12 protein-coding genes and 2 pseudogenes are annotated in these 14,898 nt (G+C 60.6%); 11 read left to right on the plus strand and 3 right to left on the minus strand.

Annotated features, from left to right (window positions below; genetic code table 11):
- The first annotated feature begins 83 nt into the window (after positions 1–83).
- From ACVIW0_RS23240 to ACVIW0_RS23275, 8 genes and pseudogenes are all read left to right on the plus strand, one after another.
- Positions 84–1,229 (plus strand): hypothetical protein, encoded by a 1,146-nt coding sequence (locus tag ACVIW0_RS23240; protein ID WP_461354454.1) that lies wholly within the window; start codon positions 84–86, stop codon positions 1,227–1,229.
- Between the two features lie 582 nt (positions 1,230–1,811).
- Positions 1,812–2,147: a DUF5681 domain-containing protein gene (locus ACVIW0_RS23245; protein WP_461354455.1), complete on the plus strand. Its 336-nt coding sequence runs from the start codon at positions 1,812–1,814 to the stop codon at positions 2,145–2,147.
- Between the two features lie 448 nt (positions 2,148–2,595).
- Positions 2,596–2,825, plus strand: a pseudogene (locus ACVIW0_RS23250) (hypothetical protein); the annotation flags it as partial.
- Positions 2,826–3,922: 1,097 nt separating this feature from the next.
- Positions 3,923–4,243 (plus strand): hypothetical protein, encoded by a 321-nt coding sequence (locus ACVIW0_RS23255; RefSeq protein WP_461354456.1) that lies wholly within the window; start codon positions 3,923–3,925, stop codon positions 4,241–4,243.
- Between the two features lie 11 nt (positions 4,244–4,254).
- Entirely contained in the window at positions 4,255–4,884 is a 630-nt protein-coding gene (locus tag ACVIW0_RS23260) for a hypothetical protein (protein WP_461354457.1), read from the plus strand.
- A 1,554-nt stretch (positions 4,885–6,438) separates the two neighbouring features.
- Positions 6,439–6,735, plus strand: a complete 297-nt coding sequence (locus tag ACVIW0_RS23265) for a hypothetical protein (protein ID WP_461354458.1) — start codon at positions 6,439–6,441, stop codon at positions 6,733–6,735.
- 227 nt (positions 6,736–6,962) lie between these two features.
- A complete protein-coding gene (locus tag ACVIW0_RS23270; RefSeq protein WP_461354459.1) occupies positions 6,963–7,499 on the plus strand; it encodes a hypothetical protein in 537 nt (178 codons plus the stop codon).
- A gap of 165 nt (positions 7,500–7,664) precedes the next feature.
- Entirely contained in the window at positions 7,665–8,102 is a 438-nt protein-coding gene (locus ACVIW0_RS23275) for a DUF5658 family protein (protein WP_461354460.1), read from the plus strand.
- A 383-nt stretch (positions 8,103–8,485) separates the two neighbouring features.
- On the opposite strand, the gene ACVIW0_RS23280 is transcribed toward ACVIW0_RS23275, so the two are convergent.
- Positions 8,486–8,878 (minus strand): hypothetical protein, encoded by a 393-nt coding sequence (locus tag ACVIW0_RS23280; protein WP_461354461.1) that lies wholly within the window; start codon positions 8,876–8,878, stop codon positions 8,486–8,488.
- 247 nt (positions 8,879–9,125) lie between these two features.
- Between ACVIW0_RS23280 and ACVIW0_RS23285 the strand changes: the two are divergent.
- The 3 genes and pseudogenes from ACVIW0_RS23285 to ACVIW0_RS23295 all read left to right on the plus strand — a co-directional run bounded on the left by ACVIW0_RS23285 (position 9,126) and on the right by ACVIW0_RS23295 (position 11,672).
- Positions 9,126–9,978, plus strand: a pseudogene (locus tag ACVIW0_RS23285) (YqaJ viral recombinase family protein).
- A gap of 255 nt (positions 9,979–10,233) precedes the next feature.
- Positions 10,234–11,118 (plus strand): DUF968 domain-containing protein, encoded by an 885-nt coding sequence (locus tag ACVIW0_RS23290; protein WP_461357403.1) that lies wholly within the window; start codon positions 10,234–10,236, stop codon positions 11,116–11,118.
- Positions 11,115–11,672: a hypothetical protein gene (locus ACVIW0_RS23295; protein WP_461354462.1), complete on the plus strand. Its 558-nt coding sequence runs from the start codon at positions 11,115–11,117 to the stop codon at positions 11,670–11,672. Before ACVIW0_RS23290 ends, ACVIW0_RS23295 begins: the two co-directional genes overlap by 4 nt.
- Before the next feature lie 10 nt (positions 11,673–11,682).
- On the opposite strand, the gene ACVIW0_RS23300 is transcribed toward ACVIW0_RS23295, so the two are convergent.
- Positions 11,683–13,050, minus strand: coding sequence for an HlyD family type I secretion periplasmic adaptor subunit (locus ACVIW0_RS23300; RefSeq protein WP_461354463.1), 1,368 nt, complete (start codon positions 13,048–13,050; stop codon positions 11,683–11,685).
- Between the two features lie 9 nt (positions 13,051–13,059).
- Positions 13,060–14,769: a type I secretion system permease/ATPase gene (locus ACVIW0_RS23305; protein ID WP_461354464.1), complete on the minus strand. Its 1,710-nt coding sequence runs from the start codon at positions 14,767–14,769 to the stop codon at positions 13,060–13,062.
- Between the last annotated feature and the right edge of the window lie 129 nt (positions 14,770–14,898).

Genomic DNA, 14,898 nt, shown 5'->3' on the forward strand with positions numbered 1-14,898 from the left:
TCGCTTGACTCCCTGACTGACCGAGGTCGGCACGGGAGGCGGCCGGCTGCACGACCGGCTGATGGGGCATCGAGAGGCGCCACATGAGATTCAATCTGGCGATCTTGAGTGTGCTGGCTGCAAGACCGGAACAGCGGATCCCGCTCGAGGAGGTCAGTCGCGAGGTTAAGCGCATGATCGCGGCGGGCGATGCAGCCACGAAGTTGAAGCGTTCGTCGGAACTTGGCGACGCCGACGTATTCCAATCCGGATGGGCTTCGATCAATGAGGCCGGGCTGCAGATCACGGAATCCGGGCTTGCGCTATGGAGCTCGCTTGAAGCCTCCCGCGCCGAGCAGGAGCTTAGCGCGCAAGAACTCGACGAGCAGGCACTCATGGAACGGCAGACCGAGCTGCTGGAGGCCGTTGCAGCCAACGCGCCCGATGCGACCAGCGATGCTGGTGTCGACCAGGCCAGCGACATCGAACGCCGGTTCCCTCGCGTGAGGGATGACGACCTGGCCGACCGCACGACCTCGAACGCCGGCTCCTCGGCCGCATCACTCGATCTGTCCGCGCAAGCCCCGATCGTCCTCGAACCGGCCTTCGGCTCGATTCACGCTGCGGGCCCGGACGATTCCCGGCTGTCGCGTCTCCTGACATTGCTCGGCAGCAGCATGCCGCGATTTGCCCGGGCGCGGCGTCGGCATTCGGCGGGCGACGTGCCGGATCGGGCAACGGTCAATCGCGTCGGGGTGACGGGACTTGCCGTTGCATGTCTCAGCCTGATTTCGGTCGTTGCCTGCGTTGCCGCAGCGATTGCGCTTGGTCAGAACTCTTCGCTGAAATCCGAGATCGTCATGCTGCGGCGGGAGCTCGTGCCGCTGCGGGAGCGCCTCGCCAAGCTCGAACAGGACGCAGCCAAGCGCGAAGCCGCGCAACAGGAAGAAGCGCGGGACAAGGCCGAGGCGGAAAAGAGAGCGGCGATCAGCGAGCAGGCCGCACTCAATCTGTCGCGGGAAGAGACTCTATTGATCAAGGAGTACATCAAGGCAGCGCCTTCGGCCGGCGCGGGCGGGCCGCCGATCAACGTCGGCGATCCCGTCACCGGCGGAATGATTCCGCTGCCATCACCGCTGACCGAAAAGATTCCAAGACTCGTCGGCGCGCGATTTGCCATCCGCAACGGCGCCATCATCATCAGCACGAGAAGCAGCCGCCGCGTCGATGCGGTGCTGATGCCGAACTAAGAAGAATCCGCAACCCGATCTCCGCGCCAATTCCCTGCAAATAGGGGATTTTCAGGAAATCCTTGCATTTGGGTGCATCCAAAGGCCCTTCCTTCCGGAACACCCAGTGTTGCAGGCAGCTTTGTCGAATTCTAGCAGGGAAAGATTTTCCGAGAACAGGGAATTCCCTCCAAGATAACAGGGAGCATCGGGAATCAGCATCCGCTTGCGACACACTTGTCTGCTGCTTGCTGGCGCGATCTGCCGGAATGGCCTTGGACTGTCATCGCCTGGCATTCAGCCGAGCGCGTCATTGTCGGCGCGAAGACGCCTGACCTCGCGATTGCGGGACTCCGTCCTACACTGCCGAGGTCAGTCCAGCTCTTCCCGCAACGCCATCTTCAGCCCGCTCACGATCACCCACGAAGGTCGGCTTTGGAGCTTACGTTCCGTGCCATCGTGCCCCGGAGTTTTGCCTTCTTTTGTTTCGGATTTTGCTGCAACCTGCCGCAATCTTTCCAATACAGTAGAGGCTGTCGTGAAAAAGGCAAAACGCCGCGGCCGACCGCGGGGAACAACTGTCACACCCCGGGAATCTCCGAGATGACAACCGGGTATCGGAATCCGCCGAAGGGAGGCCGGTTCAAGAAGGGCCAGTCCGGCGATCCAAACGGCCGGCCGCGGCAAGCGGCGCGCCAGACCTCGCCTGCCCATCTGTTCCGCAAGGTCGCAAATGAAGATATCGCAATCGAGCTCGACGGGGACCAGGTGATAATGACGCGCTGGGAAGCACTTCTGCGTCAGATTCACACCCTGGCTCTGAACAAGGATGCAGGCGCTGCGCGGTTGCTCCATCAGGTACGAAAGCAATATCCCGGAAGTGCCGCACCCGGCGATAAGGTCATCATGGTTGTCAGCGACCAGGATATGAAGCTTTGAGGATTCAGTCCGGCCCAACCGCCGGCGATCTGATGCCGCAGAGCGCGGCAAACCGCCTGCTGTCTGCTGCTGCGAACCCCGCCGGCTCGTTCGGGCGGCCTTGCAGACGGTTCGCGCGGTGGTGACAGCCCCTGCGAACTGCGTCTGCTCGGAGGGCGGCGGGGCGGCAACGTTGCGCTCTTTCCACCGCCAGCAACCAGGTCGGATATCAGGCCCACCTAGCGACGGCCGGTCCCGGGATGACCGCCGGTCGGACGGCCGCCCATTTCGCGAGCACCGGGACGGGCCGCCAGCCGACCCCATGCCCGGCGGAACCACCGAGCTTAGCCCACCGTGGCCCCCAACCGTGCCAACCTGCTGCGCCATCCCAGCCGAATTGCGGCGCACGGGGGACCGCACCGACAATATCTGCCGCCGCACCAACGAGGCCGGTCACCAGCACCATTGATATCGCTATCTCGAGGTGAAGTGCCTCGCTGCGACACCCATCAGACGGTCGCCGTCGACATCGTGAGGCGCCCAAAGTGGACACCGATCCACGAGCTGGAACGGTACATGCGCTGCAAGGAGTGCTCGCGCCGGAACGGCCATCCGTTCAAGTGCAGCCATCTGGTGGCATTGCGGACGAACGAGATCTGCACGATGAACCCGCCGACCTGGTGGCCGGCAGAGCGATGACGAATTGCGGCGGCGCCGCAACGAAGGATGCTCACTCGGCAGGAACTCTGCGCCCCTTGCAATTGTTTATTTGACACGGAACAGGACCAACGGACGTGAGAGGCAATCTCGAATATTCAGCGAACCGGCTGGTGGTCGTCGAGCAACCCGGCGGCGGGTTCTTGGTTGAGATTGCGCCTCTAGGGGGCGGCCAAACCATCAGAACAATGACCTATCAAAGCACGCGGCAAGCGATCGCTGCAGCAAAGAGGACTATCGACGAGCATCCAGGAAGGCAGGCGCGCCCTGCTCTCTTGGTTCGTTCAATTGGGGTTCAAGCGGATTGCGGACAGAGCACTTTAGATCCTAACAGCTACCGAATAGACGCGGGTTCAGCCTGACTTTTTGTTTCGGTTCTCTAACAAGCAGCCTTGCGATTTCTCCCTGACCTACTCCAGCGCTTCATGGTCTCTCTAGATGAAGAGCAACGGGGCAAGCGACGCTTCGGCCGGTTTGAGGAACCCTAAGCGAGTTCGATGGTTTTGCAGCCATTATGGGACCCCTCGTCACCATTCATTTTAGCTGTACCGACTGCGGCATCCTCTATTCAGCGGTCCAGGAGCGGAGTGCGACCCACACCAACACGTCCGGGTCCTTTGCCTGCCGGCAATGCGGAAAGCTTGTTCACCACTGGGCCGGGCTCTTCGACTATATCGAATGGAAAATCGCTTTGATGCTTCCGTCAACCAAAGCCAAATGAGAATGAAATACGCTGGCGACCGCCCCTACTCCGACCTCGAGAAAGCTGCCCGCAGGATCATGGAGTACGCCCGTGCGTTCGAGCCCATTCAGGGACGGCAGCATCCACATCGAGAAGATCAACTATCCCATGCAGGCGACGCCGGCCGAATATTAGGCCGCAGTGCGCCAAGGCTCAGCGCTGGCTCGAGTACCACGAGAGCGGGACGTTCGTGAGGATCACGCGGGCCGCGAACGAGCTGCTCCTTAACATACGATAAGCGATCCAGGCTAGTCCGCCAGCGCCTAACGCACTTAGCAACCAATCTGGTTGTCGTTCATTTGCCCTCGGCAATCACCAAGCCAGAGGACAAAAAAATATGTTGCGAGTGTTCGTTATCGTATCCACGGCAGCTCTGCTGAGCTCAGCGTCGGTGTCGGCGCAATCACAGCCAGCAAAGAATGGCCCAAACAACAGCGCCGTCAATCGTTCGGGTGAAAACAACTCGACGGCACCGGTGGCGGGCCGAAACAGCTTCACTGAGGGCCAGGCGAAGTCGCGGATCGAGGCCGCTGGCTATTCCGATGTGTCCGATCTCAAAAAGGACGACAGCGGCGTCTGGCGAGGCAAGGCCAAGAAGGGCGACAAACAGACCGAGGTCAGCCTGGACTTCCAGGGCAACGTGAACCCAGCGAATTGAAGGAGACCAGCATGACAACCACGATTTCTCGCCTCTATGACAATTATGCCGACGCTGAGCGTGTCGTCCGGCAATTAGAGCAGAGCGGCGTCCCTTCTTCCGATATCAGCGTCGTCGCAAACAATGGAGAGGGCTGGCATGGACGGGATGGCAAAGTCGATCGAGACCGTGACGGCGTCGACGACCGGGCAGAAGGAGCCGGCGCGGGTGCAGGTATCGGCGCAGGTCTGGGCGGGGCCGCGGGTCTGCTTGCCGGCCTCGGTTTGCTTGCAATTCCTGGCGTTGGACCGGTCGTCGCAGCTGGATGGCTCGTCTCCACGGCAGCCGGTGCTGCCGCGGGCGCCGCAACGGGTGGGATCATCGGCGCGTTGACCCAAGCGGGCGTCCCGGAAGAAGACGCTTCGCGATACGCCGAAGGCGTGCGTCGTGGCGGCACACTCGTCTCTGTGCGCGTGAACGACCAGGATCGCAGTCGAGCGGAGGCGGTGCTCGACCGGTCATCAGTCGACATGAGCAAGCGCACGGCGACGTGGCAGCAGTCCGGATGGAAGGGCTTCGATCCGGCAGCACAGCCACTCAGCAGCGACCAGATACAGCGCGAGCGGGAGCTCTATGGCGAAGGGACGGGACTAGGCCGTTAATCGGCTTGTTTCTGCGGTTCGCCCCCCAAAGGCCCCGACGCGTGTCTCCTCCGTCGGGGCCTTTCCGCTGGAGCTGGCTGCTCTGGAACGATCTCAGCAATCTCGGAAAAATTCTGGCTCCCGGTCTGTTCTTTAATCTCCGCATAAGCCCCACGGATTGCGCCCGCCTAAGCGATTGCTGTTCACTGGTGCTTTTTCGCGACCGGATGCGATGCGTTGAGGACTAGCACGTCACGGGTTCCACAATACCCATTGCCACTTTTTCCCGACCGAAAAGCAACGGCCCGTGCTACGCCTAATCTGGGCCGGCCATCTCACCCAGCATGCGACCGCCCGGCCCGAAGCTCGATCTCGTTGTCATCCGCGAGGGTGTCTATCAGCGCCAGCTAAATCAGGCGAACTTGCGGAGCGATTGTTGGAAGCCGAATTATGAGTGAAGCTCTCAGGGAGGCGATGGCTCATTATAAGAGCCAAATCGCCCCGAATTCAGGAACTCAAGGATAATGCGATCGGCAACGGGGCGGTCATCTCTCATGCAGCGTTTGTATCTATTCAGAACGCGCGGCGTCTGATCGAAGTTTACCAGACTGGAGTGAGGATGATTGAGCAGCGTCTCGGGCAAGAGAGGCGCGGCGACAACGACATTTGGCGTACTTGAGGTAGACGCGTTGCGACTGCCACTTCTTCCGATATCGCTGACCAGAATCCGTAAGATTACGGAGCCGGGAAAAGTGGCACAAATTGCACTTTCGGAGCTAGTTCCATCGACGTACGCTCCGGACCAACACGCTGGAGTAGACCTATGATCGGTGAACTCCCCAAAAGCGTCTGCATCATCCTTTTCGGACTAAGCCCGTTTGTGATGATCAGCATCGCGATTTTCGTGCAATAGGCGCGACCCGGCCCGCACGCACCAACGGGCCCGGTAGCTGGCCCCAGCAGCTTAAAGCCTCCTAGGGTCCCAACAGCTGCTGGGGCCGCTCGACCTGTTCGCCTGAAGTCGACGACCGTGATTCACATAGTGAAATGACCGCGACGCTGACGAAACGCCAAATTGTCGGATTGCATCTGTGAATTGGGGCACTCCCTGTGAATTACGCAAAGCCGCCTATGCAGGCCCGATACCTTGTTCGAATGGGTACCACGGGCTGGATGGTTTATGATCGAGAACGGAAGGGTCCAGCACTTCTAGAGAACGGAGACGTCGCCCAGAAACTCACGAGGGAGCGGGCCGAATTCATAAAGTGGCATCTCGCGATTGAGGAGCGCAAGCGGGAGGGCAAATGATGCGACGACGCTCCACGCCGGTGCACAACTACAAAATCTACTTTCTTGGGGAAGACGGTCACATAATCGGTCGGATTGACCTTCCCGTTGACGACGATAACGCGGCGAAGCGCGAGGCAAGGAAACTCGCAATCGGACAGCCGGTAGAACTATGGGACGGCGCTCGTAAGATCGCGACGTTTCAGCCATCAAATCCCGACCCGTGAAGAGAAAAGTTCTTCGCGGGACCGCGAATTCCTGGCGGCCTCGTCCCTGCCCGTCGCGACGATGCTCACGATCTGCCTGTTCTTGGCAGCAGCGCTTGCCTGGTCGTTCTACCGCCGGCTCGAGTGCATGCGGTGGCGCCCGGTAAGATCGACACCGCCGAGCAAAGCCAAAGTGATCCGGCTGCTCGACCCCGGCAAGATCATCGCACTTCATGTCGAGAATGGACAGCACGTGAGGGCGGGCGATCTGCTGCTGGCGCTCGATCCCATCCACGACATCAGCGCCGAACACAGTGGGGCGACTGCAGTCTCACTTCTTGACGATGTTCGACGGATGGCGGCCGACCAGACCGCCTGATCGCCCCAAGAAAAGACGCCGCCGGTCTCAAAAATACATGCCCGGCGGCGTTTCCTTCCCGAACTGGGACACTGAAATTCCCAGCATCAACTTGACTGCAGAGCGCGTGCCAGTCGGCCGGTTCAGGTCGGCGGGCGCCTAAACAACCGTGCTAGCCGTCGCCCAGATGCCCTCATAGGCATCGATCTCAAGCTCGGCAGTGTCATTTGCTCGAACGATCTCGGCCGGTGATCGCTTCGCCAAATCTTAGCGGAAGGCTCGGAGAGAACGACCGCAAAATTGGCACGCAGCGCCGCATTGATCGCCGCTGCCGCCTTGCCGTCGTTCCTAAACAAGTGGGCGTAGACACGCAAGGTGATGTCCGGCTTTGCGTGCCCGAGCCGCTTCGAGATGGTGACAATATCCACGCCGGCATCGATCAGCTGCGACGCATGGGTATCACCAGTAAAATTGGCGCTTTCGTCGGCAGGCTGTACTCCGTGCTCGCTGTGCTGGATCGGATGGGCTACGGGCACGTCACCGTCCATGGCTTCCGGGCGACGTTTGGACTTGCGGAGGAATGCACAGACTATCCCGACGGCGTTCGAGAGGCTGCGCTGGCCCACAAATACAAATCTGAAACGACCGCCGCCTACCAGCGCGGAGCCAAGTTGGAAAAGCGTCGTACTCCTATGCACGATTGGGCTCAATTCCTCCTTGCGTCGAGCAATGCCACCGGCTTGGCGCGTGGCTGGAATTTCGTTAGACATGGCGCCTACCGTTGAAATGGTTTGCGCGCCGCATCCCCTGCGCGATACGCCGGCTATCGGGGCGACCGTCCGTGAACCAGAGCACACTACAGCCCGTAAAACTACGTCCGTAGTTATGTCACCTTCTCAGAGCTATTCTCAATGAGAGCATTAGCGACGCTTTATGGGGGCGACTGACGAATGAAGGTTTGGATCTATACCGACACAAGCAAGAACGTCGGCGACCCGCTGCATCTCCAGGTCTTTGCGACCACCGACACGGCACAGCACTGGTTCAAGCAGAACGATCCCGACGGTGTCGCGTACGCCTATGAGGTTATCTTGGGGGCACGCTATCTCGCCAAAACGCTGTTGGTGCTCGTCGTCCTAATTCTTGGGCTCGACGATCTGTTTACCACCAACACGATCCTCAATCTCGGCGGGGGCGAGGCGAATCCATTCATGCATGTCGCGCAAAGATTGCTGGGTCCTTGGTGGCTGATCCCCAAGCTAGCTTTCACCTACCTCATGATGTGGCTACTTTGGCGCAGCAACAACCCTTACAATATCGCGCTCGTAGTGGCGTTCTGCTCCACGCCAGTACTGAATAATCTTCTAATCATCGCGAGCGCACAGTGAACTGTGGCGCTCGCGATATCACCTGATACAGGACAAGAGAGCCAGTCCCCGGTGAAAATCAGGATCGTCGCTAACACGATCAAGGCTGTTCACAGTGATACCACCCAAGCTGCTGGTGACGTTCTGGGTAGAGCTTCCGCCGAGGCCCTGACAGGTCGCCAAAACGACATTATCTCACCAGTTGTAGCAGGGGTTTGTGCAAGCATTCGCATTGGCGCCATAGCCGCCCGGCGATTGACCGCTTGCCAAGCAAAGTGATCAGCTGATACGGAAGACAACCTTGACGCGACGCGGCAGCTAATCATTTCGATCGGGACGAGCGATCCGCCTGGCCGTGTCGAGGGAACTTTCCGGAACGAAGCCAAATCGGTCTCGCCCAGGCTTTACTTTGATCTTAGCAAGCGAAGAGCGCGCTTCTGCGCGGCGAACGCGCTGCGCTCGTAGCGCTCCAGGCTCTTGAGGCGCTGCAGGATTTCTACGGCCGGACATTCTGATAGGTTAGCCAACATCACCTGCCGGACCTCTCGTGTGCACAGCAAGTCTCGCTTGGCCTGTGCGACGGCAGCCAGCAACTCCGACGCCGCCGGATGGCCGAGGCAAGCGCCATCCAAGACGGACATGAAGCGTATCAGTTGCGCAGCATCGGCTCGGCGCGGCCGCGCCAAGCCATGGCGGTACGCGTTTTGGCTGGACCTCGCTTTCCCATCGGCCGTTTTCGGGCCGGTGCTGCGCTTGGCGTTAATGCGATTGGCTTTGATTTGTCGAAACGACGCCATTGGCCTGCCTTTGCGCGGCTGGTTTCGCGCTCGGTAGAATTCCCTCCACCGGCTTTAAACATCAAGTTTTCAGGCTCAAAGAGCAACAATCTTGCTGCGGAAAGACTGGCCTTCGCCGGCAAAACGAGCGTTACTGAGTCGACCGGGCCTAGCCGATGGCTTCGGTGTCTCCCCTGCAGGTGCGGGGCTTTTGGCGGTGCGGCAGCAAGCCGCGTGATGTCAAACCAAGGAGATACCGGTGGCCACAATTCAAGCCAACGGCGCCGAGGCGCGCTGTTCCGTCATCAAGTTCAACCATCACGATCGGCGAGCCTTTATCGGCGGTTCGGATGCGCGGATCATCATGGGCGATGATCAGGACAAGCTCGTTCGCGTTTGGCGGGAAAAGCGCGGTGAGATCGCCCCGGAGGATTTTTCGCGCAACCTGATCGTTCAACTTGGCATTACAACGGAAAATTTTGAACCGCAATTGGTACCAAGGCTGCACGGGACAAACCGTCACCGACGTCCAGAAAAGGGTTCGGCATCCCGTCCATACGTGGATGGCCGCCACGCTCGACGGCATCGTCGAACAGACCGGCGCGGTGTTCGAAGCCAAGTTCATGCTGCCCTGGGCTTTTAGCGAGGAAGCCGCAGCCGAAAAGCACATGGCGCAGCTGCAGCACAACATGTGGGTGATTGCGGCAAGGTCGGCGGTGCTGTCGGTAATTACCGCGGGCGGTAAATGGATAGAACTTACGCTGCATGCCGACCCGCTGTACCAACACCTCCTGCTGACCGCGGAAAAGAAGTTCTGGCGTTGCGTCCAAAGCGGCGAGCCGCCGGCCCTGTTCGGGAGCGAGGCGCCGCGTCCGCGCCTGGCGGCCGTCAAGGTCGTCGACATGACCGCTTCCACGCTATGGGCTGAGTACGAGGCAAGCTATCTCCATACCCGCGTCGCCCACGGCGACCACGAACGGGCGAAAGCGGAGTTGAAAAAGCTTGTGCCCGAGGATGCCAAGGAAGCGTTCGGCTATGGCGTTCGCGCCAAGCGCGCGAAATCTGGCGCCATCAGTTTTGATCTGCTTGATATGGAGAGCGTCGATGCATCAGGCCAGTGAACATATCGGCGCGATCGCAGCCGCGCTCGCCAAAGCACAAGCCGAGCTGACCAATCCAGAAAAACCTAGATTGCGATGATCCGCTCGCCGTTCCTGCGCGATGACGATCGGACCTTCCGTTATGCGTCGCTCGCCGCGGGTCTCGACATCGCGCGCAAGATACCCTGAGCCGGCACGAGATCGCCACCATGCATCGAGACTAGCACCGGGCACATTCACCTCACCACCCTGCTCGCTCACGCCTCCGGAGAATGGATTTCCTCGGACTGGCCGGTTTGCGCCGTCAAGGACGTCGAGGCCCCGCACCGCATGGGAGCGGCACTCACCTACGCCCGCCGTTACGCCCTGTTCGCCCTCGTTGGCATCGCAGGCGAGGACGATCTAGACGCGCCAGACGCTGTGGCCGGTCCACCGGCTCAAGCGCCACAATCGCTCACCGGCGCGAAAGCCAAGCCGGCCAAGGGCATTCTCAACCGAGCGCCGGTACTGGACTCACCGCAGTCGGCTGAACTCCGCGAGCGGCTGTTAAGCCAGCTCTCGGTCTTATCTGCCGGCGCGGACCTGCTCATTTGGGCTAAGTCCAGCCTTGCGCTAAAAAACACCCTTTGCGAGCCGGATGCCAAACTCGTCGAGGCCGCCTATCTGACCAAACTTCAGGAGGCAGACCGAACCGGCATGGTCGAACAGGCTCCTGCCCTTCGAGACCCCCGCCTTTCGGGAGAGCCGCGCCCGGAGGCCCTTGCGAGCATCGAGGACGCGCCAGCGGTACGAGAGACGGGACTGACCTTTCCCAAGGAGCCCCCACGCAAGCGAAGCAAGGCGCACCTTTTGTTCGTCCGTAACCAACCCTGCCTGGTCTGTCGGCAAAGGCCCTGCGATGCGCACCATTTGAAGTTCGCCCAACCAAGGGCTCTCGGTCGCAAGGTCAGCGATGAATACACCGTGCCATTATGCCGCGCCCATCACCAGGATCTGCACCGGCACGGAAACGAAAGGGCTTGGTGGGCGAATCTGAAGATCGAGCCGTTGCAGGTGGCGCATGACCTGTGGTCAGCCAATTCGGAGCACAGCCCACTTGAGGCTGCCGTTGTCAACGCGGCTGCGCACCCGCACTCGGAATCGGAGGCATCCCGACCATGAACGGGCCAGGCCAAACCGCACTTGGGCCAACTGCAACATTAACGCCGCCGGTGGAGTTTGAGGTGTTGGCTCCGCCTCCCCTGCTGCTCCCCGGCGAGCGGCTTGACCATTACCGAGCGCTGCGCCAAGCGATCTTTGCTGATTTGGCGCCGCGGTCTGCCATCGAATGGTTACTCGCAATCGACGTCGCCGAGCTTTCCTGGGAGATCCAGCGTTACCGCCTGCTGCGCCACCGGCTGCTTGTGACCTATCGGCAAAAGGCTGTCGAGGCCGCCTTACGCAGGATCGACATAGTGGGGATTGCACCTGAGTTCGAAGACGAGGCCGATTATTACGTACGTCAAAACGCACTGAGTTGGCGGCTCGATCCAGTCGCCACGACCGAGATCGAGACGCGTCTGGCGTCATACGGTTTCGATCAGCATTCCATCAACACCGACGTCTACATCCAAGCGCGCGAGGCCTTCATCTTGTTCGAGGGCCTGCTCAATGCGGCGCAAGCCAGACGCCTCCTGCTCATCAGAGAGATCAAGAAGCATCGCTTCCCGGCCTAGCGCATTTCGATTATCTCTGCCGGAACGAATGATTGAACGACATGATGAGCGGACCGGCGATATATTCGAGGGCCGTGCGCTGCACGGTCGGGATCATGACTGTCGCCGGCATACCCGGATAAAGCTGAATGTTCGGCATCGCAGCGAGCTCGTCCTGATCGATCCGCACAAATGCGGTGTAATAAGGATTGTTGGTCTTGGGATCCATCAAGCGGTCCGCCGACACCAATAGAACGTCGCCGTGGATGATCGGCACGATGCGCTGCTTGTATGCCGTGAGATGCACCTCCGCGCGGGTGTTCGGATGCACGTCGCTGATGTCCTCGACAGCGACCTGGGCTTCGATCGTCAAGCCGTCCTGTAGCGGCACAATATCCAGGATCTTGTCGCCACGCTGGATGACGCCACCCACCGAGAACACGTTGAGTCCAACCACCCGACCACTGTAAGGCGCACGTATATCCATTCGGCCCAATACGGCCTTCGCATTCATCGCTTTTGGGATCACCTCGAGGATCTTAGCCTGGGTGTCACGCAGATCCTTGGTGACCTCGGTCATGCGGTCGTTGTCGAGCTGAGCCATCTGCTGCTCCTGCTCGGCTATGGCCTGACGGGCCTTTGCGATGTTGGCATTGGTATCAGCGATCTGGCCTTGGAGGCCATACGCGGTGCGCTCCAGTTGCAGAATGCGCGGCCGCGCTATCAGGCCTCTCTCGACCAATGGCGCGACATCCTTCGCTTCCCTTTGAACGGAAGTAATCTGATCGGTAAATGCCTTGACCTGCGCCTCGGCACCGACAATCTGCGAACCGAGCTGGTTGATCTTTTCACGAATGACGTTGCGCTGTCCTGCAATGGCCGCCAAGCGGCTCTCGAACTGGCTGACCTGCCCATTCCACACGCTTTTGAAATACGGGTCGTCGGAACGTGCTTTTAGGTCGGCAGGCATCACCAGCTTGGACCCGTGATCGAGCTCGATGAGGAGACGTACCTCCGTGGCACGCAGCACGACATGCTGCTGGGTGAGAACCTCGTATTCCGCGCGCGCCTGGGTCTCATCGAGGACGATGAGCAGATCGCCGGCACCAACCTGGTCGCCTTCCTTGACGTGCAGCTGCTTGACGATGCCGCCATCCAGATGCTGGACGCTCTTGCGGTTGCCATCTACCTTGACGACGGCGTTTGCCACCACGGCACCGTTCAGCGGAGCCGTCGCCGCCCAAATGCCGATGACGCCAAAGAACAGCCCGATAATGACCCAGCCGGCCAAAGCGATGTCCTTGATGGAGTCGCTGAGTGCTCCGCCTGCGCCGGCCGGCGCGCGCGCGGCAAGTGAGAGGAGCTTCCTGAGGTTCCCTTCGAGAATGGCCAAATCCATGGAAACCACCTAACTGCCCGCGCCCTGCACCGCGTGCAAAGGCACGGGACGGGTCAGGCGCGACATGATTTCAAGACGTGGTCCGAACATCTCAGCGAGCCCCTCTCTGAGGACGAGGATCTTGTCGACCACGCTGATGGTTGCCGGCCGGTGCGAGATGATGACGACGGTGGTCCCCCGCTTCTTCAATTGCACGATGCAATCCGACAGTGCCTCGTCGCCCTCAGCATCGAGGTTCGAGCTTGGCTCATCGAGGACGACGAAGCTCGGATTGCCGTAGACTGCCCGAGCCAGTCCGATGCGCTGTCGGAAGCCTCCCGACAGAATCGCTCCGCCCTCTCCGACCTGGGTGTCGTAGCCGCTCTGAAGCCGCACGATCATCTCATGGACGCCGGCCAGCTGAGCGGCGAGGATCACCTCGCTGTCCGTTTTCTCCTCAAAACGGCTGACGTTGGCCGCAACGGTGTCTGCGAACAGCTCGATGTCCTGAGGCAGATAGCCGACATGGCCACTGGCCGCTTTCCTGACCCAGGTCGAAACATCGGCGCCGTCCAGGCGCACGGCGCCGGCCGACGGCGTCAACACCCCGACGAGGTGTCGCGCCAGTGTCGACTTGCCGGCGCCGGAGGGACCAATGATGCCGAGCACCTCTCCGGCCTCGATCGAAAACGTCACCCCGCGCAAGATGGGCTTGGAGGTTCCGGGCGGCACAAAGCTGAGTGCTTCGACCGATAGGCGGCCCTTGGGCCTCGGCAAGCTGAGCCCGGCCTCGCGGACCGGGTCGGAGGCGAGCAGTTCGCGAATCCGCAGGAATGCCGCCCGCGCCGACACCAGACTGCGCCAGGAGCCGACGATCTGCTCGACCGGCTGCAAGGCGCGGCCCAGCAAGATGCTGGCGGCAAACATCGAACCGACCGTTGTGAGCCGCTCGATGACGAGATAGGCGCCGAGACCGAGGATCAACGATTGCATGGCGAGCCGCAGGAACCGGATCAGGCTCTGGATGGTGGCGGCGCGGTCGCTTGCCGCCACCTGCCGCTCCAGCATCCGGTCGCGATCGCGACGCCAGCGCTGCAGCAAGCCCTTGGTCATGCCCATCGCGCGCACGACTTCCGTATTCCGCAGGCTCATTTCGGTGAAGCCGTAGCTGCGCGCAGCGGCCTCGTTGGACTCCGTCAGCGGCAGCTTCACCAGCCACTCACTGAGCAACGCCATCAGCACAAGAAGGACCGAGCTGCCGAGCGCAAAAGCACCCAGCGCTGGATGCAGCACGAAGATCACGGCGATATAGATCGGAGCCCACGGCAGGTCGAAGATGGCATGGATTCCCGTGCCGGTCACAAACTGACGGAATGTATCGAAGTCCCGCAGCGCCTGACTGCGGGCCCCGCCGGCACTCGAGCGGCCGATGATTGCCGTCATCAACCGCGCGGCAATATTCCGATCGAGGCGGATGCTGGCGCGGGTTAGTACCCGCGCGCGAACCGCGTCGAGCCCGGCCAGCGCCGTGAAGGCCAGCAGCAGCGCGATGGTGAGCATCAGCAGCGTGATCTCGCTTGCGCTCGAGATCACGCGGTCATAGACCTGCAACATATAAAGTGGACCGGCGAGGTACAGCAGGTTGATCGCCAGGCTGAAGATTCCGGCCGTTACGAAGTACGCCTGGCAGGTTTGCAGCAGGCGCCGGAGTTCGTCCGTTCTTGCAAAGGACACGCTCATGCAATCAGGCGGATACCCGCCCCTCTAATCAAAACAAGGTACAAGGGCCAAGCAATTTGGCGCGGTCTTGGAACGGTTGGCAGCTGGTTATAAATTTTAACGCTAATTGCAAACAACGTTTAGCATAGG

This window comes from Bradyrhizobium sp. USDA 4454 (assembly GCF_054822705.1).

Excerpts from the sequence above, each read along its gene's own strand:
- ACVIW0_RS23240 (WP_461354454.1), top strand. The coding sequence starts at position 84 with ATGAGATTCAATCTGGCGATCTTGAGTGTGCTGGCTGCAAGACCGGAA.
- ACVIW0_RS23245 (WP_461354455.1), top strand. The coding sequence starts at position 1,812 with ATGACAACCGGGTATCGGAATCCGCCGAAGGGAGGCCGGTTCAAGAAG.
- ACVIW0_RS23255 (WP_461354456.1), top strand. The coding sequence starts at position 3,923 with ATGTTGCGAGTGTTCGTTATCGTATCCACGGCAGCTCTGCTGAGCTCA.
- ACVIW0_RS23260 (WP_461354457.1), top strand. The coding sequence starts at position 4,255 with ATGACAACCACGATTTCTCGCCTCTATGACAATTATGCCGACGCTGAG.
- ACVIW0_RS23265 (WP_461354458.1), top strand. The coding sequence starts at position 6,439 with ATGCTCACGATCTGCCTGTTCTTGGCAGCAGCGCTTGCCTGGTCGTTC.
- ACVIW0_RS23275 (WP_461354460.1), top strand. The coding sequence starts at position 7,665 with ATGAAGGTTTGGATCTATACCGACACAAGCAAGAACGTCGGCGACCCG.
- ACVIW0_RS23280 (WP_461354461.1), bottom strand. The coding sequence starts at position 8,878 with ATGGCGTCGTTTCGACAAATCAAAGCCAATCGCATTAACGCCAAGCGC.
- ACVIW0_RS23295 (WP_461354462.1), top strand. The coding sequence starts at position 11,115 with ATGAACGGGCCAGGCCAAACCGCACTTGGGCCAACTGCAACATTAACG.
- ACVIW0_RS23300 (WP_461354463.1), bottom strand. The coding sequence starts at position 13,050 with ATGGATTTGGCCATTCTCGAAGGGAACCTCAGGAAGCTCCTCTCACTT.
- ACVIW0_RS23305 (WP_461354464.1), bottom strand. The coding sequence starts at position 14,769 with ATGAGCGTGTCCTTTGCAAGAACGGACGAACTCCGGCGCCTGCTGCAA.